This is a genomic window from Bdellovibrio sp. BCCA (assembly GCF_037996825.1).
In the GTDB taxonomy this organism is placed as follows: domain Bacteria; phylum Bdellovibrionota; class Bdellovibrionia; order Bdellovibrionales; family Bdellovibrionaceae; genus Bdellovibrio.
Genome location: NZ_JBBNAC010000001.1, coordinates 3,037,592 through 3,059,271, shown reverse-complemented (window position 1 = coordinate 3,059,271; position 21,680 = coordinate 3,037,592). Strand labels below are relative to the sequence as shown.

Genomic DNA, 21,680 nt, shown 5'->3' with positions numbered 1-21,680 from the left:
CAAAACAATTTATTAAGAGCTTAGAAATTCATTGTGTAACCAATAAGACCTTGAACGCCTGACATTGTTGTTCTTAAGTCTGTGCCGTTTCTTTCAACTTCTTTGCTGCCGCCACACTGATCAATACCTGGAATATCGGTGCCAGTTGAACAGTTACCACCTGAAGAGATATTTCTTTCAATTGGTAGATAGCGAAGATTTCCTTCGACAGTTAAGCAGTGAGAGTCAGTGAAGCAAAAATCCACACCGATACCACCCATCGCACCAAACGCACTCCCTTTGAAGTCGAGATTTTTAGAGCCAGCAGTGATGGAGCCATTTAAGCTTCCGTATCCAAGACCTGTTTGCATATAGAATTTAATGAATGAATTCTCAAGAGGATAAATACGGAAAATAGGGAAGACTGTGTAACCGTTTAGATTGTATTCGTAATTTCCACCAGGGCCTGAGCCATCTGTTTTCTGCATAAAGTAAGAAGGACGGAATACAAACGCATACATCGTACCGCTAAAACGGTAACTCCAGTTGGCGTAAAATTCCCAAGCACTACCTAAATTTTTAACATTGGCGCCGGCGGCCACAGCATCATCAATCGCACCATTTAAATCATTTTGTCCCGCGGAAACAGTGGAGATACCGATACCTAATGCCATGTCTCCAGAAAGTCCGCGTCCGCCACCAAAACGTCTTTGCGCTTGAGCATCTTGTGCAGAGAGCACAGAAAAAAGAAGAACTGTCGAAAGAAAAAGACTTACTTTATTAAAAGTCCTCATGAGAATCCTCCTGATCCAAATAGACTCGCATCCTACGTTCTCTATTAGAGTCCTGTAATAAAGGTTCGTATTCAATACTCATTATAACCTTTTTGGACAAAGGACGGGACCTTCTTTGGTCGTGGGTTTATTATGAGACATTTTATTCTCTCTATGGGATGCTGCTTTTATGAAACATCTTGTAGAAAAGACACTCTCCACTCGTCAAATCTTCCGAGGCCGCTTTTTAAAAGTTGAACAGGATCAGGTGCAGGCTCCTGATGGAAAAACCTACGTTCGCGAATACATTTTGCATCCAGGCGCGGCAATGATGATTCCGCTTCTACCGAATGGAAACGTCGTGATGATTCATCAGTATCGTCACGCTGTAAAACAGGTCTTCTTAGAATTTCCTGCAGGAAAGCGCGATCACGGTGAGGAAACGATTTTAACGGCGCAGCGGGAGCTCAAAGAAGAAACTGGATATGAAGCCAAGGACTGGAAATTCCTGACCACAATTCATCCGGTGATTGGTTACTCTAATGAGCATATTGATTTGTACTTAGCGCGTGAATTGACTCTCGCTCAGCGGCAATTGGATCATGGCGAATTTATTGAGGTCGTCGAAGTAAAACCCGATGAACTTATGAAATATGTTCGTGAAGGAAAAGTTAGCGATGTGAAAACCCAGATCGGGGCTTTTTGGCTTGATAAAATCCTGCGCGGGGAGTGGAATTAAGAGGCAAGGAGCCTCTTATGCACATTCAATCCAAAGACAGTTTCAGAACGAAAGAAAAGCTTCACGTAGGAAATAAAAATTACTCAATCTTTAACCTACAGAAAATCTCGCATCCAAATATCAAAAAACTCCCGATCTCACTTAAAGTTCTTTTAGAAAATCTTTTGCGGCACGAAGATGGTCTTCATGTTGTGAAAGAAGATATCGACGCTATTTTAAGTCTTGATAAAAAATCCTTAAGCCGCGAAATTTCATTTTTTCCAGCGCGCGTATTGATGCAAGACTTCACCGGTGTTCCCGCCGTCGTCGATCTTGCAGCGATGCGAGACGCGATGAAAGCATTGGGCGGAGATCCGAAAAAAATCAATCCCCTGGTTCCCGTGGATCTCGTGATCGACCACTCCGTCATGGTCGATTCATTTGCCACTCCAAAATCATTTGATGAAAACGTGAAGATGGAATTTGAAAGAAATCACGAGCGTTATGTCTTCCTTAAATGGGGGCAGAGCGCATTCCAAAATTTCAAAGTCGTTCCTCCGGGTACAGGCATTTGCCATCAGGTCAATCTTGAATACTTGGGAAAAACAGTGTGGCATGCAAAAACAGATCAAGGTGAGATGGCTTTCCCGGATACTCTTGTCGGTACAGACAGTCATACAACGATGATCAACGGTCTTTCTGTTTTAGGTTGGGGTGTTGGTGGTATCGAAGCAGAAGCGGTGATGTTGGGCCAACCTTTGAGCATGTTGATTCCTGAAGTTGTAGGCTTCCGTCTTGAAGGAAAATTAAGAGAAGGCGCAACTGCGACAGATCTTGTTTTAGTGATCACACAAATGCTTCGTAAAAAAGGCGTGGTAGGTAAGTTTGTTGAATTCTACGGACCCGGTTTAGGATCCATGGCTTTAGCGGATCGTGCAACAATCGCTAACATGGCGCCAGAATATGGCGCGACTTGCGGATTCTTCCCGGTAGATGAAGAAACGCTTAAGTATCTTCGTCTTTCGGGCCGAGATGCCGACACGGTTTCTCTTGTTGAAAATTACGCGAAAACAACGGGCCTATGGCGCTCTGAAGAAGATGAAAAGCATTTCGCCTTCAATGACACTCTTCATTTAGATCTTTCTACCGTAGAGCCTTCCTTGGCAGGACCGAAGCGCCCGCAAGACCGCGTGCTTTTGAGCAACGCCAAAGAGGATTTTAAAAATCAATTGGTCGCAGGATTTCAAGTCGGCCGAGATAAAACAGCAAAAGATCACTCTTCTATTGCTGTTGAAGGTTCTAGCTATTCTGTAGGTCACGGTGACGTGGTGATCGCAGCGATTACAAGTTGCACGAACACATCGAATCCTTCCGTGATGATCGGTGCGGGCCTCGTGGCAAAGAAAGCCGTTGAAAAAGGTTTGCAAGTGAAACCTTGGGTTAAAACCTCCTTGGCTCCAGGATCGCAAGTCGTGACTGATTATTTAGAAAAATCGGGAATGCAAAAATATCTTGATGAATTAGGTTTTAATTTAGTCGGCTACGGTTGCACGACTTGTATCGGAAACTCAGGACCACTTCCTACGCCGATTGCAAATGCAGTTGAAAAAGGAAATTTAGTTGTCGCTTCAGTTCTTTCTGGAAATAGAAACTTTGAAGGTCGTATTAATCCTCATGTGAAAGCAAATTATCTGGCCTCGCCAATGCTTGTGGTGGCTCACGCACTCGCAGGAAGCATGGAAATTGATATCACGAAAGAGGCCTTGGGAAATGATACCCATGGAAAGCCTGTGTATTTGAAAGATATTTGGCCGACCAATCAAGAAATCCAAGACTTGGTGAATAAAACGGTTGAAACAAAAATGTTTGATTCTCGTTATGGCAATGTCTTTGCGGGTACCGAAGATTGGAAAAAAATCCAAACAACTTCCTCACAAACTTATTCGTGGGAGCAGAGCACTTACATCAAAAATCCTCCGTACTTTGAGGGTATGACTAAAACGCCTGAGAAACTGCATGACGTGCGTGACGGAAGAATTTTGGCCATCCTGGGTGACTCGATCACGACGGACCATATTTCTCCTGCCGGAAGTATTAAAAAAGATTCTCCCGCTGGAAAATATCTTATGGCTCACGGTGTGGAACCAAAAGATTTCAATTCGTATGGATCTCGCCGTGGAAATGATGACGTGATGGTGCGCGGAACTTTTGCGAACATTCGTATCAAGAATGAAATGCTTCAGGGTGTGGAAGGTGGAATGACGAAGCATATTCCTTCCGGAGAAGTGCTTTCCATTTACGATGCTTCTGTGAAGTATCAACAAGCCAACACACCTCTGGTCGTGGTTGCGGGTAAAGAATATGGAACAGGGTCGTCTCGTGACTGGGCCGCCAAGGGCACGCGCCTTTTGGGAGTCAAAGCGGTCATTGCAGAAAGCTTTGAGCGTATTCACCGTTCCAACTTGATCGGCATGGGCGTCTTGCCTTTGCAATTCCACGAGGGAACCAATCGCAAAACTTTAAACTTGGATGGCACTGAAACAATCAGTATTGCCGGTATTGAAGCTGGAATGAAACCACAACAAGATTTAAAAATCGTGATCACAAGAGCCAATGGCCAAAAAGAAGAAGCTGTCGTGCGCTCGCGCATCGACACCGCCGTCGAACTGGAGTACTACAAAAACGGCGGCATTCTTCACTATGTCCTACGCAAGTTAACATAACAGCAATAATCACAAATCCTCCTCTCATCCGGGGAGGATTGGTCTCTGTCGAACTTCTAAGCAGAAGTGCCACTTCCCGGTTCTTTCAAGAATTTCTTTAAACTAAAAAGCGCTTAGCTTTCCCAATAGCATGCTTGGACTTGGCAACAGAATTGCTCAAGGAATTTCGTCTATTTATATTAATGACCGATATGGGAGCTCTTATGAACGTAGTGAAGTATGGTGCCCTGGCGTTGACTTTGGTGATGAGCCAAACAGCCTCTGCCTCTTTTTGGGGTAAAGTCAAAAACGCCTTTAATGATTGCAAATATGACGAGACTGAATATCAACAGGTCTATCAATTTGAAAAAGAAACTACAGCGAAGTTGGATGAACACTTCACAGGTCGTTTCACTGAACAAGATTTCACGGATAAACCTTGGATGAAAGACTTTCGCTACGTGATCGTGGTGAACAAAGCTTCTCGTGGAGCTACGGCGCAAACGATGCGCGTTTATGAAAGCGGTCTCTTGATTCATCAAACGAAAGTTTCTACAGGTCGTGAGAACTTAGAACTGCGCCGTAAAAACAAAGTTTGTACGGGAGCACCTCCAAAATCTTATTGGTCACAAACACCAACGGGATTCTACACGCCGAAGTATCTTTCTAAAGATCACAAATCAAGCTCGTGGGATTCTGATATGCCATTTGCGATCTTCTTTGATCTCGACAATGGCTTAGCTCTTCACGAAGTGTATCCAAAGTATAAAGAATACTTGGGAAGCCGCGCTTCTGGCGGTTGCATCCGTCAAGATAAGGAAACAGCGGCTGCGATGTTTGAACGTGTTCAAGCGACAGAAGGCGCAACAGTTCCAATGGTGAATATCGATGGAACTCCAGTTTTGGATGAACAAGGTCGAGTGAAGTACGCGAACCAACAATTCTGGACAAGCGCACGCACAGGTGAAACTGTGAAGTTTAATACATTCAGCGCTTTGATTATTGTTGAAGACGTAAAAGAATAGCGGAAAAAAGACGAAATTAGTTTTAGGGTCGCAGGTTCTTAGACTTGCGACCCTTTTTTATTCTACTGGCCATTAACCATCAAAATAAACGCATATTCCGTGGCTGTATCTTTAAGCTGATCAAATCTTCCCGAAGCTCCGCCGTGACCTGATTCCATATCTGTTTTTAATAAAATCACAGAGTCACCTTTGTTGTTCTCACGCAGCTTAGAAACCCATTTCGCCGGTTCCCAGTATTGAACTTGAGAATCATGCAAGCCTGTCGTCACTAAAGTATTCGGATAAGCTTGCGGCTTCACGTTGTCGTAAGGGGAGTAAGACTTGATATAGTCATAAGCTGTTTTGTCGTTCGGATTTCCCCATTCGTCATATTCGGAAGTCGTGAGAGGAATACTTTCATCAAGCATCGTTGTGATAACATCAACAAACGGAACTTGCGCCACAATGCCGTGGTAAAGATCAGGACGCATATTCATGATCGCACCCATCAAAAGACCGCCAGCACTTCCACCCATAGCGTAAACGCGTTTGGGATCGGCGTATTTCGCTTTCACCAGAGCATCTGTGCAGTCGATGAAATCATAGAACGTATTTTTCTTTTTCAAAGTGCGACCGTTGTCATACCAGTCGCGACCCATTTCCGAGCCCCCGCGAATGTGCGCTTTTGCATAAATAAATCCACGATCCACCAAACTGAAGACGTCACTGCTAAACCAAGGGTCCATATTTGCACCGTAGGAACCGTAACCATAAATCAACATCGGTGCCGTTCCATCGAGCTTTTTATCTTTCTTCATAATTAAAGACACCGGAACTTGCGTGCCATCGCGAACGGTAAAGAAAACTCTTTCAGTGCGATACAAGTTGGCGTCATAGTTCGGAACTTCGTGGGTTTTCTTAAGCTCCTGCTGATGTGTCTTCATATTGATATCGTAAACCGAAGGTGGTCGGCGCATAGATTCATAATCAAAGCGCACCCACTCTGTATCGTACTCACGGTTGTCGCCAATGGAAGCTAAATAACTTTCATCAGCAAACGGAATATAATAAGAATGTTGTCCTTGGCGATCTGTGATCTGAATTTGTGTCAGTCCGTTTTTCCTTTCTTCAAGAACGAGATAGTTCTTAAAGACTGTGACATCTTGCAAATAAGTGTCTGGGCGGTGAGAAATCAGCTCTTTCCAGTCCTTAACTTGGGTGTGACCGATTTCTGCTGTCATCAACTTGTAGTTCTTCGCATTTTTATTGGAAATGATATAGAACTTGTCGCCACCGTCCGTCACAGAATACTCGTGTTCTCTTTCTCGGGGAGCAAACACCTTAAATGTATCATAAGGTTTGTTGGCATCCAGATACATCACTTCGGTCGTCAGTGTGCTTTGCGTACCGATATAGATGTATTTTTCTGAAAGAGATTTATAAACATAAGTGGAGAACGTGTCGTCCTTTTCATAATAGACCAGATCTTTCTTGTGCGTTTTTAAGCTGTAACGATAAATCTTTTCTGAGCGCAAAGTTTCTGGATGCTGTTCAGAATAAAAAATAGTTTCACTGTCATTGGCCCACACAACATTCGGACGAACATTTTCAATTTTATTCGGAAGCATCTTGCCGGTTTTTAAATCTTTAAAATATATCGTAAAGAAACGGCGACCGACCGTATCGACAGAGAAAGCCATCAGCTGTTGATTTGGACTTACCACAGGACCCGTGGACTGGTAAAAGCTGTGACCTTTCGCAAGTTCAGGAACATTGATCAGAATCTCTTCGGTTCCTTGCAAAGAACCTTTTCGACGGGTGAAGAGGGGATATTGTTGTCCGATTTCATAGCGACCTTGATAGTAATAATCACCGTCTTTAACGGGAGCCGAGGATTCATCTTCCTTTACGCGAGATTTGAGTTCTTGGAAAAGTTTTTCTTCTAAAGACTGAACCGGTTTCATCACTTCGGCCGTGTAAGCATTTTCTTTGTTTAGATAATCAATAACTTGAGGATTTTCTCTTTCGCGCAACCAGAAGTAATCGTCTTTGCGCAGGTCTTCGTGTTTGTTAAGTGTGACTGTTTTCTTTTGCGGCTTTGGATACTCGTGTGGAAACTTATGCATGCAAGAAACTCCCAAAAATAAAAAAGCATAAATAAATCTTTTCATGGGAGAAAGGCTAACACGAATCGCGGTCCCTGACACTAAAGAGGGACCGCGACTTAGGTCGAGTTAAGGACGGGCTTCGCGCGATGAAGAGGGACGGGCTGTTTTATCTTGTTGGGAGGTGGCTTTATTGAATTCTTCCAAGAACGTTGTTCTTGCGAACTCTTCAATCGAAGTTGCCGTGGTGTTGATTTTATCTCTTTGTAAAGTTCCCGCGATGGTTCCATTTGTAAAGGCTTCGGACATTTCATTATAAGCATCCGCCCAATCTTCCGAAAGTCCCGCACCGATAAAATAATTTCTCATTTCGGCCGGAGGAACTTCGACGTATTCCAATTCAGGTTTTCTGATGGTCTGTCCCAGAACGCGAATAACTTCATCAAACGTCAAATCGCGCTCCCCTAAAAGGTACTCAATATTGCGAGTTTTAAAATCCGGGTTCATCAATAAGAACGCCGCCCGCGCAGCAATGTCTCTTGTTGCCACCATAGGAAGAGGAATGTCTCCGGGAATGGTGCCGTAAAAACGATTCGTAGAAAGAATCGTGGGGATTCCGGTAAGAAGATTTTCCATAAAGTACGCGGGACGTAAATGCACGATATCGGCCTTTGTAACTTCATCCAAGCGTTGTTCTTGATCGTGAAGTCCTAAGACGGGTCCGGTGCCGCTTTCAAGGTCAGCGCCCACGCTGCTGAGGTTCACGATTTTCTTAACTCCAGCTTCCTCAATGGCCTCGGCAATAACTTCGCCGAATTTGTTTTGGAAGTAGCGCGCTTCGGGAGCGCTGACATTGGGTGGAATCATTGTAAAAACCGCGGAACAGCCTCGCATGGCATCTGATAAAACAGCCACGCTGTTGGCGTCACCCTCAACAAACTCGGCTCCTCGGAAGGCTTCTTTGTTGGGAAAGTGTCTGGCGTTGACTCGAACTTTTTGTCCGTTGGCTAAAAGGTGACTGACGATTTTAGAGCCAACATGGCCAGTAGCCCCCATAACGAGAATCATAAAAAAACCTCCTTGTGATCTTCCCATGGTAGGACTGAAGCAAGGAGGTCATGTACTTACAACTTATTAATTTAAGATTACGCCTTGGCGTCTGCCAAAAGTTGTTCTGCGTGAGCAACTGATGTTTTAGAAATCTTCTCACCGCTGATTAAACGCGCAATCTCTTGCACGCGATCTTTGGTTTTGAGTTCTGACACAAGCATCGACACAGAATCTTTTTGCGGAGATTTCTGAATAAAGAAGTGAATGTCACCAAAAGCCGCGACTTGTGGGAGATGCGTGACGCAAACCACTTGTTGTCCTTTAGCAATGGTCTTTAATTTTCTTCCGACTTTTTCAGCCGTTTCACCAGAAACTCCTGTATCGACTTCGTCAAAAAGATACGTGCGAGGTTGATTTGTAGAACCGACAACACGTTTTAATGACAACAAGATACGGCTTAACTCTCCACCGGAAGCAAACTTAGCCAAAGGACGTTTTACGTCTTTAGCAGAAGTCTGGCTTAAGAACTCAACGTCACTAATGCCTGTTGAAGAAAGCTCTGTCATTTTCTCAACGTTCACGTGGAAAGTAACACCTTTCATGTTCAGTTCAGCAAGCTCTGCATTCACGCTGTCTGCTAGAAGGTCAGCGCCTTTCATGCGGCGTTTGTGAAGATCTGCACCCAAAGCTTCAAGTTCTTTTAAGATAACCGCTGCTTCTTTTTTCAAAGATTCGATCTTCGTTTCTGAATTTTGCAAATTGGAGATTTCAATTTCCATCTCCATCAAAGCCTTCAAAATATCATCAACGCTTGTGCCGTATTTCTTTTGCAGCTTACGAAGATCGCTTAGGCGTCCTTCGGCTTCTTCAAGACGTTGCGGATCTGAATCAATTTTCGAAGCGTACTGACGAAGTTCGTAAACACTTTCATCAATCAAAGCTTTGGCTTGTTCTAAGTTATCAAGTTTTGCTGCGATTTGCGGATCAACACCGGAAAGCTCAAGACCTTTTTTAAGAACAGCGTTCAAACGGCTGATCGCGGAATCGTCATCTGTGTAAAGAGCGGCCTCGGCTTGGTCCACGAAAGAACCAATGCGCGAAGAGTTTTTAAGTTTCTTCACTTCAACTTCAAGTTCTTGGTCTTCCCCCGGAGAAAGATCCAAGTTCGCAATCTCGTCACGTTGATAAATCAAGAAATCCAAACGCTGCGCTTTTTGTTTGGCATCGCTTTCAAGTTTTTTGATTTCTTCAAAGATACCGTAATAGCGCGTGTATTTTTCCGTGAACAACAAACGCTTATCCCAAGTTCCTGAATACTGATCCAAAAGATCCAAGTGATAAGCTTTAGACATCAAGTTGCGGTTTTCATGCTGTCCCGTCATTTCAATGAGCGGTGCAGAGTGACCGGCTAACTCTACTAAAGGAGCCACGATGTCGCGTAAGCTATTCAAGGTGCTTAAGCTGCCGTTAAGATAAACTTTCGATTTGTCTCCAGCACTTAAAACGCGACGAACGATCAAAGTGTCTTCATCCACTTCAATGCCCATGTCCTTAAGATTTTCCATAATGTCAGGACGGCGGCTGATATCAAACGAACCTTCAATCGTCGCTTGAGAAGCGCCTGTACGAATCGTATCGCTAGAACCTTTACCGCCCATTAAAAGTGACAAGCTTTTTAGTAAAACGGATTTTCCCGCACCAGTTTCACCACTCAAGATGTTCAAACCATCTTTGAAAGTGATGTGCAAGTTTTCGATAATCGCAAAATTCGAAACCTTAAGCTCAAGCAACATAGTAACCCCTCAGAAGGTACGCCGTACCTTTTTGAAATGCAGCGCAAAATTAATTTCGATCCCCAAATTTAAGTTTCTCACGAAGAAGATGGAAGTAATTGTGATTTGCCTCGCGCACCATCCAATGATCGTAGCAAGAACGCGTCAAAATCACTTCGTCATCTGCTGTAAGTTCTGTAACCTTTTGTCCATCCATGATGAAATGCGCTTTTTGCGTTTTTCCATCAAGCTTAAACGAAAGTTCGCGGTCATCAGGGAAGATCAAAGGACGAGACGTCAAACTGTGCGGCGCCACAGGTGTTACGACAAACACCGGAGACTCAGGGTGAAGAATCGGTCCCCCCGCAGCCAGGTTGTACGCTGTTGATCCCGAAGGACTTGCCACGATAAAACCGTCGGCTTTAACTTCACTCACTAAAAACTTTTCTGAATAAATCGCTGTGTTGATCAATTGGCTCATTGAGCCTCTTTCGATCACAAAGTCATTCAGAGCGTGATACTCGCCCCGGACTTTTCCTTTACGCAAAATTTTTGCGAAAAGCATGGAGCGCGGACGAAGAACCATTTTTCCGGCCAAAGTTTTTTCAAGAATATCAAAAACAGATTCGGCATTATGGGCTGTCAAGAATCCCAAGAAGCCCATATTAAAACCGAGCAAAGGAACACTGCGGCCCTCAAGCAAACGAACGCCGCGCAAGTAAGTTCCATCACCGCCAAGGACGATCACAAGTTTGATCTCGTCCATTTGCTTTTTCGTTTTAGCGGCCTTCGTACCAGGGATCACTTTTTGTTCTGGAGCCGTATAGACTGCAAAACCGTGATCCTTCAAGTAGTCAGCAACTTTCTTAGCCATCGTCACAGCCTGAGCTGTTTCTAAGCGATAAACTAAAGCAATGCTGCTGCCTTCTTCGAGAACTAGTTTATCTTTTGCCATTTTGCCCATTAAATAAGTCCGTCACGTCTCAAAAGTGCATTTGGATCTGGCTCACGACCACGGAACTTTTTGTAAAGATCCATCGGGTGCTCAGTTCCGCCGCGGCTCAGGATATTGTCTTTGAACTTCTGAGCCACTTCGTGATTGAAGAGACCTTTTTCTTTGAAGTATTCAAAGGCATCAGCATCCAAAACTTCCGCCCATTTGTAAGAGTAATAACCTGCAGAGTAACCACCTGCAAAGATGTGGCTGAAGCTGCAAGAGTTATTTGCGCCTTCCACCTTAGGGAAGAGACGAGTTTCGGCCGTGGCCTTTTCCTCAAACGCATCCACGTCTTTGATTGTCGAAGGATCTGTGGAGTGCCATGCCATATCCATCATACCGAATTGAAGCTGACGGCAAGACATGTAACCCGCTTGGAATTTTTGTGAAGCTTTAAGCTTCGCAATCAAATCCGCAGGCATTGCTTCGTTTGTTTCATAGTGACGGGCAAAAAGATCCAAACCTTCTTTTTCTCCCACCCAGTTTTCCATGATTTGTGATGGAAGCTCTACGAAATCCCAATAAACATTCGTACCGCTCAAAGACGGATACGTGCACTCAGAAAGCATGCCGTGCAAAGCGTGGCCGAATTCATGGAACAAAGTGCGAACTTCGTCGTAAGTCAAAAGCGAAGGCTTCGTTGGAGTCGGCTTCGTAAAGTTACATACGATGCTCACGTGGGGACGCTTCATATCGCCGTTGATCAGGCCCTGGCCACGGAATTGAGTCATCCATGCGCCGCCTTTTTTCGTCTCGCGAGGGAAGAAGTCTGTGTAGAAAAGACCCATGTATTTGCCAGAAGCTTCTTCGTAAATTTCATACGCTTTTACTTCTGGATGGTAGACCGGGATCTCTTTGTTTTCTTTGAACGTCAAACCGTAAAGTTTTTTCGCGTGAGCAAAAACACCATCCACAACTTTTTCAAGTTGGAAGTACGGACGAAGATCTTCTTCATTGAAAGAATATTTTTCTTCTTTGAGTTTTTCAGAGTAGTAACCGAAGTCCCAAGGCTTGATATCAGTCACGCCATCTAATTTTTTTGCGAATTCAGTGACTTCTGCCAAATCTCTTTTTCCCGCGTCTTTGGAAGCCTTCAAAAGTTTTGTCAAAAACTCTGTCACTGTTTCAGGATTTTTCGCCATACGCTCTGCCAAAACAAAATCAGCATGAGTTTTGAAACCCAAAAGTTTAGCGCGTTTGTCGCGAAGCTGTACGATCTTTAAAACCGTGTCTTGGTTGTCAAAGTCGCCTTTGTAAGCACGGGAAGCGTAAGCTCTCCACATTTTTTCGCGAAGTGGACGGCTTTTCGCATAAGTCATGAAGGGCAGGTAGCTTGGGATGGAAAGAGTGAAGAGCCATTTGCCTTTTTGGCCTTTGGCTTCGGCCATCGCCGCCGCTCCTTCAAGGATGCTTTCTGGAAGACCTTCGACGTCTTCTTTTTTATCCAAGAACATTTCAAAAGCATTTGTCGCTTTCAAAACATTTTCAGAGAACTTCGGTCCAAGAACAGAAAGCTCTTGGTCGATGTGACGAAGAGTCTCTTTGTCTTTTTCATTCAAAAGCGCACCGTTGCGAGTGAAAGATAAATAAGTTTTTTCAAGCAAGCGAGTTTGCTCTTTGTTTAAGTTCAAAGAAGTACGCTTATCGTAAACAGCTTTCACGCGTTTAAAGATCTCATCATCCAAAGAAACGTCAGAAGCAAAAGCCGTGAGCTTTGGATAAATTTCTTTCGCCAAAGCTTGCAAAGACTCATCCGCATTGGCCACTTCCAGATTGCCGTAGATACCGGCGATTCTTTCTGGAAGCTCGGAAGCCGCTTCTAAAGCCGCGATCGTGTTTTCAAAATCAGGGGCTGCCGTATTGCTTTTGATTTTTGCCACGTTTTCTTTGGCAAGCTTAATGGCTTCATCAAGAGCAGGAACGTAATGCTCCACTTTGATCAAATCAAAGGGTGTCGCCTGGTCTTTGTTTGTGAAGGGTTTTAAGAGAGGATTTGTCGTATTCATGAGGGACCTCCAAGAGAGTTAAACAACTCTTCTTTTCTTTCATGAACCCGCCGGAAAATCAAAAGGTACCTGCTTCCCTTTGTGTCGATTCGGGGCGCGTCGCTTCCGAATCGACACAAAGGGAAGCAGGTACCTAAAAGGAAAGGGCCCTTGGTGGTTTTATCCGTCCAAGGGCCCGTGATATTGCGGCGTATTATTCCGTCAAAAGACGGTCGAGGAGAGCCGCTCTCGCTCTTTTAGTAATTTACGCAAACTCCAAGATTTGATCCGGAAAAGACAGGACGGCACGTCGCCCCTGCGCCGCACGTATTTCCCTGATCCAACAAACAGCTCTGAGTGAGGGTTCTCGAGCATTGTCCGTTAGTGCCACCTGGAATGTTTGAATATTGAGGATAATTGATCGTGGTTTGTGGAGCGGCAGTTGTGTAGCCCCAGCCATATTGCCACGTGAAGAACCAGCCTTGGTAAGGCTGAAGAAGTTGCGTGTTCACGCAACCAAGTCCCATAGTCGCATTGTAAATCGGTTGATAACCCGCGGGACAATTACAGAAACCATATTGATTGAAGTAGTTCGTGTAATCGTAAGCGTAGTTATACATTCCCGGATAAGGAATGAAACCGTAGTACTGGGTGTACCCAGTGTTATTGCAATACGCTTGACCGTTGATGCAACTCATTCCCAGCGGTGTTGTCACCGTGGTTGTCGTCGCACCATTGTCATTCCCTTGGCAGGCTGCCAAGAAAAGCGCAAAAATGAAAAACACCAGCCTTTTCATCGGGGGGCTCCTTCATAAAAAAATCATTCAACAAAGAGACAGAATCCAAGTTCTATGCCTTATGAGGAATTCTCCTGGAGCCCTTATATTCGAGAACAAGGGCAATTTTTCCATTCGAGGTGCCCCTTTTGGTCACCCTGCGCCGCAAAAGGATAGGCAGCGAAAACCGTATTTTGAAGTTTTTAGGGGTTGGCAGTCAGCACCTTTGTCTTTACCCTTAAAGAGTATGATTCGAAGGGAGTCGATCATGAAGTACATGGGATGTTTGATGGCCTTTCTTTTGGCCGTGCCCGCAATCGCAGCGGTGCCTGCACAAAAAAACAAGCCGACAGCGGCTGCAAAAATTCTTTCTGGCGAAGGTGTGAGCTTTGGCGGTCTTGCTGGAACGGGTTTCACAATGATGGATCTTCGTCGCACAGCGGACACAAAGAAAAAAATTGAGCGTGTGGTGATTGATGTCGGCGACATGAACGGCGGATTGGTTCGCGGTTGGCCGGGATACTACTATGCGGAGCTAAAAAAGAATCCACAGCGCCTGGTTATTGATTTCGCACAAATGCCAAATGCAAACATTGATCAAACGCAAATCGCATCTCGCTTCAAAGGTTCGATGGCGGTGATGAAGTCTTCCATGAGCTTAGATCCTGTCGACAGTTCTTTGAATCTGACTTTGGATTTAAAACCCAACACAAAAGTGCGCATGTACCAAGTGGCTGGCAAAAAAACGACGAGCAAAGTCGTTATTGATTTGATCACGGAGTAAAAGGCGATGTTTCGCTTTTTGCTTCCGCTCCTGATTTTAATTTCTTCTAGTGCTCAGGCGCGCGTTTTTGATATCAACAAAGAAACATTCGCGGCGTATTTCGCGGTCTCTGGTGGAGGTTCCCAAATCGGAACTTCCGCCGTGGACGGTGAAAGCGGCAGCGGTATTAGTTTCAGTGGCGGCTCCAAATACAATTACACCGGAGAGTTCGGATTTCTTTACTCTCGTCGTTTTGCAAGTCTTCGTTTTGGATTTGAAATTTTAAAACCGTCAGCGCTGGAGTCAACAGCCAGCAACGGAACGTCGGATTTGTATTCTGCAAAAAGTGATATCTTGGGTTACGTTCCCAAACTCACTTTAGAAGTGAACGTACACGGAACCAACGACAATCGTTCTTTTATTTCTCTGACGGCGGGCTCTGCCAGTGTCACGATGAAAAATGATTACGTTCTGACAGCAGCCGGGCAAGCCGCGTATGCGGGAGTGGCCGATCACAGTGTGGAAGCCAAAGGATCAGGAACTTTGTTGGCCGCTTCTTTGGGGTATGAAGGCATCATGACGGACACAACAACTGTTGTTGTTGAGTTTGGTTATCGACAATTGAAAATCGACAATTTGAAATACTCTAAAGATGTCACAACTTTTTCTGGTGCAAAAACCAGTGGAGATTCCGTGCTGACGTCCTCGGGTAACCAAAGAGATTTGGATTTTTCCGGCGGATTCATCTCGATTGGATTTCGCTTCTATATGTAGTGTCCAAATGGGGCCGTCTGAGCCCCTGGACAAAAGTCTTTCAGACGAGAATGTGCGCAAAAATAAACCAAAATTAAGATATCCTGGCTGAGCTTCAAGGAGTGACCAGCATGAGCGTTTTGTATCGTCTGAAGGGGCTTGAATATTCTTATCTTTGGAATAAACAACAAGTTCCCGTTCTTAAAGGCATTGATCTTGAGTTAGAAAAAGGCTGCTTCACTTGCATCGTCGGTCCTTCCGGAACTGGAAAGACAACTCTTTTAAATCTTTTAGGATTGATTGATACTCCTTCCAGCGGTCATATCGAATTTTCCGGCGAAGACGTCACTCACTTAAATGAAAATGAAAAAGAACAAGTTCGTTTGCATAAAGTCGGATTTATCTTTCAGGCCTTTTATTTGATTCCGACTTTGACGGTTTTAGAAAATACGTCGTACTTTTTGCCTTCTTTAGGGTACACGCACGCAAACGCGCAAAAAACGGCGATGGAGACTTTGGATCTTTTAGGTCTTGCAGATCATGCGAAGAAAAAACCTTTGGAATTATCCGGTGGTCAACGTCAGCGTGTAGCAATTGCCCGTGCGATTGCAAAAAAACCCGAAGTGGTTTTGGCGGACGAACCAACGGCGAATTTGGATTCTGTCACGGCTGAGAAAACCATTAATGCTTTTAAAGAATTGCAGAAAGCTGAAAACACCAGCTTTATTTTTTCGACCCACGATTCTCATCTGGTCAGTTTTGCAAAATCCGTTTATCGCATGAAAGACGGACAAATCGAGGGGAGAGCGTAATGTTGGAACTTATCAAAATCGCGTGGCGCAATCTTTTTAGAAATCCTCGCAGAACGCTCGCAAGTCTTTGCACGGTGGCTTTAGGAGCTGCTGGTCTTTTGATTTATCAGGGATTTAATACCGGAGTTATGAATCAATATCGTGAAGGTGTGATTCACGGTTATTATGGACACGGCCAAGTGTTTCCACCGAATTACTACGGTAAGGTGCACGAGCAACCTTGGAAACTTTGGTTTGAAAATCCTGAAACCGTGGAAGAACAAATACGTTCTTCTTCCGAAGTCGTGCAAGTTTTCCCGCGCGTGAGCTTTTATTCTTTCATCGTTAAAGGTGGCATCACTCTGGGTGGTAAAGGGGAGGGTGTGATCCCTGAGCGTGAAAACACGTTCTTTACTTCAATGAACTTTATCGCGGGAACCGATCTGCAACATCCTGATCAGATTATTTTAGGTAAAGGTTTGGCAGAAAGTATTGATGCGAAGGTTGGCGACACCGTGACGTTGCTAACACAAACAGTGAAGGGGCAATTGAACGGAGCGGATCTCACTGTGGCCGGGATTTTCTTTACCGGAAAGAAAGTGATTGATGACTCTTTCTATCGTGTGGATTTAAAACAGGCGCAACAACTCTTAGATACAAACCGTATTGAGATGTTCTCTTTAGCAACAAAAGGCGTTGGAGTTTGGGAGAAAGCCGAAAAGGAAATTCGCACGGCCAATCCTCAGCTAGATCCGATTCGTTTTGAAATTCTTGATAAAAACTATTATCAAAACTCAGTGGATTTTCTGCATGCGCAATTCACTTTCATTCGTTCTATCATCCTCGTGATCGTTGCGATGGGAATCTTTAATGTGATCTCTGTGGGACTTCTTGAAAGAGCGGGAGAGATGGGGGCTTTGCGAGCTAACGGTGAAAAACGCAGCCGTCTTTTTAGAATTCTTTTGGTTGAAAACAGTCTTTTGGGAATTTTGGGTGGCTTCTTGGGAATTTGTCTTGCGGTTTTGATCGATAAAACCTTGCTGGTGAAAGGTATTCCGATGCCACCAGCTCCGGGAATCACGCGGCAGTTTGTCGTGTTCTTGGATATTATGCCAAGCCACTACACTCAAGCCTTGTTGTTACCTATGATCGCGACGGTGCTAGCGAGTTTGTATCCAACAATCAAACTTTTGAAAAAATCTATTCCGGAACTTCTGCGCTCGACTTAGTTATTCGAGCGACATTGTTCCATCGGATTTAAATTTCTTTACATTGTTATTAAACTGATCGGCGACGAAGATGTCGCCGTTGCTGTCAGCGTAGATTCCGAAGGGCTGGCGGAAGTCTACATTTGTGAATTCAGAAATGTAGTCGCCGTTACTTTCATAAACTAAGATTTTATTTCCTGTGGCGTTGGCAACATAAATGCGCCCTGTATTTGGGTCGGCAGTGACTCCCAATGCCGTTCCGCTAATAGTTCCAGGTCCTGCATCACCAAAGGTGTCAATCACGGTGCCACTTGCATTGAGACGTTTTCCAATCGAAGTTGCGCCGTTAAAATCCATGATTAAAATACTTCCGTCAGGTTGACAGGAAACCCCAATAGGAATGGTGTATTGTCCTGCCGCAAATGAAGTGGGAACTCCCGTTGAAAGAGGAAGTTTGATCAATCCTCCTCCGCCTGCGTCGGCGATAAAAAGAGTGTCGTCTTTATCAATGGAAAGACCATAAGGTGTGGTGGCCGAGGGTACAGCCAGAAAGCCCTGAGCATTTCCATTGAAATCAAATTTAAAAACTTTGCCGCCGTTCATGAAGTCAGTCACGTAGATGGTGTTGTCGCTAGAAATAGCAATCGCTGTGTAGTAGGAACCTGACGTATTTCCAAATGTCGTTTGCCATTCACCTTTGGCATTGAACTTATGAATGCCATTGCCGGAACTTACAAAGAAAAAACCATCCTGAGACCGCGTGACACTGAAAGGATTTGAAATCAGCTTTTTATACTCTTTATGAAAAGCTCCGTCGGCGGCGTTGTAAAGAACTAAACTGTCGCGATATGCAAGATAGTAAAAGCCGTTGTACCTGGTGACGGACATAGTATTGCTATCGTACGGGGCTGATCCTCGTTCTGTTCCGTCGCGTGACCATTTCGGAGTGCCACTTCCGTCAAAGGCGGTGAACCGTCCCTCAGTACCCATCCGCTCCGTCAATACAAAACTTCCGTCAGCTTCACGCATGAGACCAGTGACGATTCCATTGGCAATATTCCTGGGCCAAGTGAATTTGGAATTAAAAGAGCCATTCGCGTTAAACTTTTGCAGACGGTTTGTCCATACGTCTACGACATAAACGGTTCCATCCGTTTCTACAAAAAAGGAATGTGTGCCATTGATTTCTCCGTCATTAGATCCTTGAATAGAACCATACGTCGTTTGTAGCACTCCGGCAGCATTGTATTTACGAATCTGGCTGAATGCGGAAATATAGATAGAGCCATCAGCCGCAACATAAGGATTTTCAGGGAATGCCACGGCTCCGCCGCCTTCGTCTGTGTACGTGATCACTTCGCCAAGAAAATTACCATTCATATCGAATTTTCTAACAAAGCGTGTGTCGTTGGGATTCGGATCATAGGAGCCGGTAATATAGATGATGCTGTTGCTATCAACTGTGAGTCCGGTAATTTGTGATACACCCGTAGGAGTGAATCTTTTGAGAAGAACTCCGGCATCTGTCGTGACGTAAATTTCATCGCTAAAAGAAACAAAGACGAAGCGACCCGCAGGGCCCGCTGTGATGTAGTTTTTAAATTCACCTGTAAAGGCAGGATCGCCTAAAGGGAATTGGCCTTTGAGAGTGGTCTTACCGGGCGATTCAGAGTTGAGATTTTTAGATCCTCCGAACATTTCTGCGTTGATGGAGCAGGCAGATAAAGCGAAGGAAAGGATAATCATTGTGAGGAAATTCAGCGACGTTCCGTTAGTCATTCATACTCTCTAGTTCGGGTTCTTACAATTTTTCGGGAAATTGCGAGAACCCCTAGAGAGTTGAGAGCCTTATTATGAGGTCCCTCTATTTTTATTGTTTCCGGCATGTTCCGGAAGCGCGTTAACTTCTCAAGCTGAGATGAATATATGAACTATTCGTCAGACTTTTCGACGTGGCTTTCAATGGCCTTCTTTGCCACGGTACCCGTAATACCGACCCATTCAGGAAGAAAAAACATAAAGAAGAGATACACGATCACAGAAAAAATCGACACGGCACCAATACCAAGGATGATCCAGCTTTCCATAGGTCACCTGCCTTTCACTGCTCATTATAAGGCGAAGATAGTGAAAGGGGTAGAGACTCACTTCTTGAAGGATAGCACAAACTTCCCATTTTATTTCCAAAACGAAGAATTATTGCTAGAATCGGGCAGGAGAAAAGTCATGCCTGTTCAGAATCCAAACAAATTAAAACTCCACCCTATGCACGCCTTTGGCGTCGTTGGAAATCTGCAAACGCCACTTCGAATTCAAAGATTTGAAGATCGTTTTGAACCTCTTGTGCCATTTCCGCACAAACACAGTTTTTATCATTTGGTCATCGTGACAGCAGGGCGCGGATGGCATGAGATCGACTTTCAAAGATATCCCATCGAGAAAGGCCGCGTATTTTTGATGAAACCGGCTCAGGTGCATTCGTGGGTCGTAGATAAAAACTCCAAGGGATTTGTGATTGAATTTGAGGAGGATATTTTAAGTTCGTTACCGGTCTATGCACCGAAGATAAAACATCTGCTTAAAAACCTGTCGGATAGTTTTTTGGTAAAATCCAAAACGGATTTGTTGAACTTGCAAAATCACTGTGAGTCCTTACTTAAGGAATATGAAGAAAAACAACGCGACTATGAAATGGCGCTTTCTCTATCTTTGTTTTTGCTGCTGATCGAATTTTCGCGATGGAGTGAATTAAAAGAATCTGCGATGTCACAAGTGGAAGGATTCGCGACAAAATATTTAAATCTCGTTGAAGACAACTATCGCGTGGAGCATGAAGTGGAATTCTATGCGAAGAAACTGGGGATGACTGCGAAAGCTTTAACGATGAAGATAACGCGAATGACAGGGCGTTCGGCGCGTGCTTTGATTCAAGAGCGTTTGATTTTGGAAAGCAAACGGCTCTTAGCCTATTCGGATTTGTCTATCACCGAAATTGCAGATGCATTGGGTTATCAAGACGCCAATTATTTTTCGCGGTTTTTCCGAATGAAAACGCAGAAAACTCCCGCTGCGTTTCGGCAATACGCAAAGAAAGTAACTTAAAAACTTCGCAATATTTCCTGGTAAATGACTTCGAAAAAGATCTGAGTGTGGTGTCACTGCAAATCGTCAACTCCCTAGACAGCGGTGCCAAAGTGACGATTTACGCAGCATTCTAGAGCGCCAGTTCTAATTTGTTCATGTTTCATCCTGAGTCGTGGTAGGTACGGTACTTGCTCTTCCGAACTATCGGAGTCAAAAAATTTATGAGAGTGTCCGTTCTTATTAACTCAAAAGCAGGTTCTGTGAATGCAGAACTCATTGAAGCGAAGGTGCGTGAATCTTTATTCCGCTGTGACCTTCGTTTCTGCCGTCCGCAGACGCTGACGGAGATGTGTGACTTCCTGCATGAGGAAAGAGAACAAAAAACGGATGCAATCATTATTTGTGGTGGTGATGGCACGATCAATGTGGCCTTGCAATGTCTGATGAAATGTCAGGATCTCACTCAAATTCCGCCGATCACTATTGTTCGTTCGGGAACTGCTAATGACTTGGCTCATGAAATTGGCGTGTCTCACCGTATTGATCACGCCGTTCGCAATATCTTTGAAGGTGTTGTTAAAAACATCGATGTCATCGAAATCGGTTCTGGAGATCTTAAGAAGTACATGCTGACAAACGGAGGTCTTGGACTTCCGGCGATGGCGGCGGAACTCGCTAATAAATTCAGATCCAATCTGCAAAATCTGGCGAGCTGTCCGAAAACGGCTAAAGCCTTCCGCTTCCTTGCAGAGAAAAGTTATTACGCCGTTAAAAAAATGGGACCAAGTGTGTATTCCATGATGACCGCAGAAGCGATTCGTACTTGGAATCCAGACGGGTGGGGTCTAGAAATTTCCATCCCCGGTAAAGTGAACGTAGAAACATCCTCTCCCATCGTATTGATCAACAATCAACAGAGCATTGGTGCGAGCTTTTTGCCGGCGCCATACACTTCAAATACCGATGGAACTGTGAATCTGCTTCTTTCGGAATCACGAAACGCTCCTGAACACACATTGGCAGCTTTGCACATTCGTCGTGGCAGTGTAGAAAAATCGCCGATTTTCAAATCATTTGAACTTAAAGAGTTCAGACTAAAGAGCCAGAACCCAGGTCGTTCTTTGACTTTTTTTGGGGATGGCGAGATCCTGCTCAGAGATGTTCAGGAGATTTCTGTTCGCTGCATACACCGCGGACTTCCTGTCATGGTAAGACAATAA

18 protein-coding genes are annotated in these 21,680 nt (G+C 44.5%); 9 read left to right on the top strand and 9 right to left on the bottom strand.

Annotated elements, in window-relative coordinates; all coding sequences use genetic code 11:
• Positions 1-20: 20 nt before the first annotated feature.
• Positions 21-773, bottom strand: a complete 753-nt coding sequence (locus AAAA78_RS14780; RefSeq protein ID WP_340592818.1) for a hypothetical protein — start codon at positions 771-773, stop codon at positions 21-23.
• A 169-nt stretch (positions 774-942) separates the two neighbouring features.
• Here AAAA78_RS14780 and AAAA78_RS14775 point away from each other — a divergent pair, with 169 nt between their 5' ends.
• The 3 genes from AAAA78_RS14775 to AAAA78_RS14765 all read left to right on the top strand — a co-directional run bounded on the left by AAAA78_RS14775 (position 943) and on the right by AAAA78_RS14765 (position 5,197).
• Positions 943-1,491, top strand: coding sequence for an NUDIX hydrolase (locus AAAA78_RS14775; protein ID WP_340592817.1), 549 nt, complete (start codon positions 943-945; stop codon positions 1,489-1,491).
• 17 nt (positions 1,492-1,508) lie between these two features.
• On the top strand, positions 1,509-4,193 hold the full coding sequence (gene acnA / locus AAAA78_RS14770) for an aconitate hydratase AcnA (RefSeq protein WP_340592816.1): 2,685 nt from the start codon (positions 1,509-1,511) through the stop codon (positions 4,191-4,193).
• A 203-nt stretch (positions 4,194-4,396) separates the two neighbouring features.
• Complete coding sequence (locus tag AAAA78_RS14765) at positions 4,397-5,197, top strand: L,D-transpeptidase (protein ID WP_340592815.1); 801 nt, start codon at positions 4,397-4,399, stop codon at positions 5,195-5,197.
• Between the two features lie 62 nt (positions 5,198-5,259).
• On the opposite strand, the gene AAAA78_RS14760 is transcribed toward AAAA78_RS14765, so the two are convergent.
• The 6 genes from AAAA78_RS14760 to AAAA78_RS14735 all read right to left on the bottom strand — a co-directional run bounded on the left by AAAA78_RS14760 (position 5,260) and on the right by AAAA78_RS14735 (position 13,882).
• The gene (locus AAAA78_RS14760; protein WP_340592813.1) at positions 5,260-7,302 is read right to left on the bottom strand and encodes a S9 family peptidase; all 2,043 of its coding nucleotides are present in this window, start codon (positions 7,300-7,302) and stop codon (positions 5,260-5,262) included.
• A gap of 108 nt (positions 7,303-7,410) precedes the next feature.
• Positions 7,411-8,349, bottom strand: a complete 939-nt coding sequence (locus AAAA78_RS14755) for an NmrA family NAD(P)-binding protein (protein WP_340592812.1) — start codon at positions 8,347-8,349, stop codon at positions 7,411-7,413.
• Between the two features lie 77 nt (positions 8,350-8,426).
• Positions 8,427-10,124, bottom strand: a complete 1,698-nt coding sequence (gene recN, locus AAAA78_RS14750; protein WP_340592811.1) for a DNA repair protein RecN — start codon at positions 10,122-10,124, stop codon at positions 8,427-8,429.
• 49 nt (positions 10,125-10,173) lie between these two features.
• Positions 10,174-11,058: an NAD(+)/NADH kinase gene (locus tag AAAA78_RS14745; protein ID WP_340592810.1), complete on the bottom strand. Its 885-nt coding sequence runs from the start codon at positions 11,056-11,058 to the stop codon at positions 10,174-10,176.
• 8 nt (positions 11,059-11,066) lie between these two features.
• Positions 11,067-13,106: a M3 family metallopeptidase gene (locus tag AAAA78_RS14740; RefSeq protein ID WP_340592809.1), complete on the bottom strand. Its 2,040-nt coding sequence runs from the start codon at positions 13,104-13,106 to the stop codon at positions 11,067-11,069.
• Between the two features lie 236 nt (positions 13,107-13,342).
• Entirely contained in the window at positions 13,343-13,882 is a 540-nt protein-coding gene (locus tag AAAA78_RS14735; protein WP_340592808.1) for a hypothetical protein, read from the bottom strand.
• A 247-nt stretch (positions 13,883-14,129) separates the two neighbouring features.
• Between AAAA78_RS14735 and AAAA78_RS14730 the strand changes: the two genes are divergently transcribed.
• The 4 genes from AAAA78_RS14730 (at position 14,130) to AAAA78_RS14715 (ending at position 17,397) form a co-directional block, all read left to right on the top strand.
• Entirely contained in the window at positions 14,130-14,645 is a 516-nt protein-coding gene (locus AAAA78_RS14730; protein ID WP_340592807.1) for a hypothetical protein, read from the top strand.
• A gap of 6 nt (positions 14,646-14,651) precedes the next feature.
• The gene (locus tag AAAA78_RS14725; RefSeq protein WP_340592806.1) at positions 14,652-15,398 is read left to right on the top strand and encodes a hypothetical protein; all 747 of its coding nucleotides are present in this window, start codon (positions 14,652-14,654) and stop codon (positions 15,396-15,398) included.
• A 110-nt stretch (positions 15,399-15,508) separates the two neighbouring features.
• Positions 15,509-16,189: an ABC transporter ATP-binding protein gene (locus AAAA78_RS14720; RefSeq protein WP_340592805.1), complete on the top strand. Its 681-nt coding sequence runs from the start codon at positions 15,509-15,511 to the stop codon at positions 16,187-16,189.
• On the top strand, positions 16,189-17,397 hold the full coding sequence (locus AAAA78_RS14715) for an ABC transporter permease (RefSeq protein ID WP_340592803.1): 1,209 nt from the start codon (positions 16,189-16,191) through the stop codon (positions 17,395-17,397). The genes AAAA78_RS14720 and AAAA78_RS14715 overlap by 1 nt, the downstream gene beginning before the upstream one ends.
• On the opposite strand, the gene AAAA78_RS14710 is transcribed toward AAAA78_RS14715, so the two are convergent.
• Entirely contained in the window at positions 17,398-19,155 is a 1,758-nt protein-coding gene (locus tag AAAA78_RS14710; protein WP_340592802.1) for an NHL repeat-containing protein, read from the bottom strand.
• A gap of 152 nt (positions 19,156-19,307) precedes the next feature.
• A complete protein-coding gene (locus AAAA78_RS14705; protein WP_340592801.1) occupies positions 19,308-19,463 on the bottom strand; it encodes a hypothetical protein in 156 nt (51 codons plus the stop codon).
• 139 nt (positions 19,464-19,602) lie between these two features.
• On the opposite strand from AAAA78_RS14705, the gene AAAA78_RS14700 reads away from it, so the two are divergent.
• On the top strand, positions 19,603-20,478 hold the full coding sequence (locus AAAA78_RS14700; protein WP_340592800.1) for a helix-turn-helix domain-containing protein: 876 nt from the start codon (positions 19,603-19,605) through the stop codon (positions 20,476-20,478).
• 203 nt (positions 20,479-20,681) lie between these two features.
• Entirely contained in the window at positions 20,682-21,680 is a 999-nt protein-coding gene (locus tag AAAA78_RS14695) for a diacylglycerol/lipid kinase family protein (RefSeq protein ID WP_340592799.1), read from the top strand.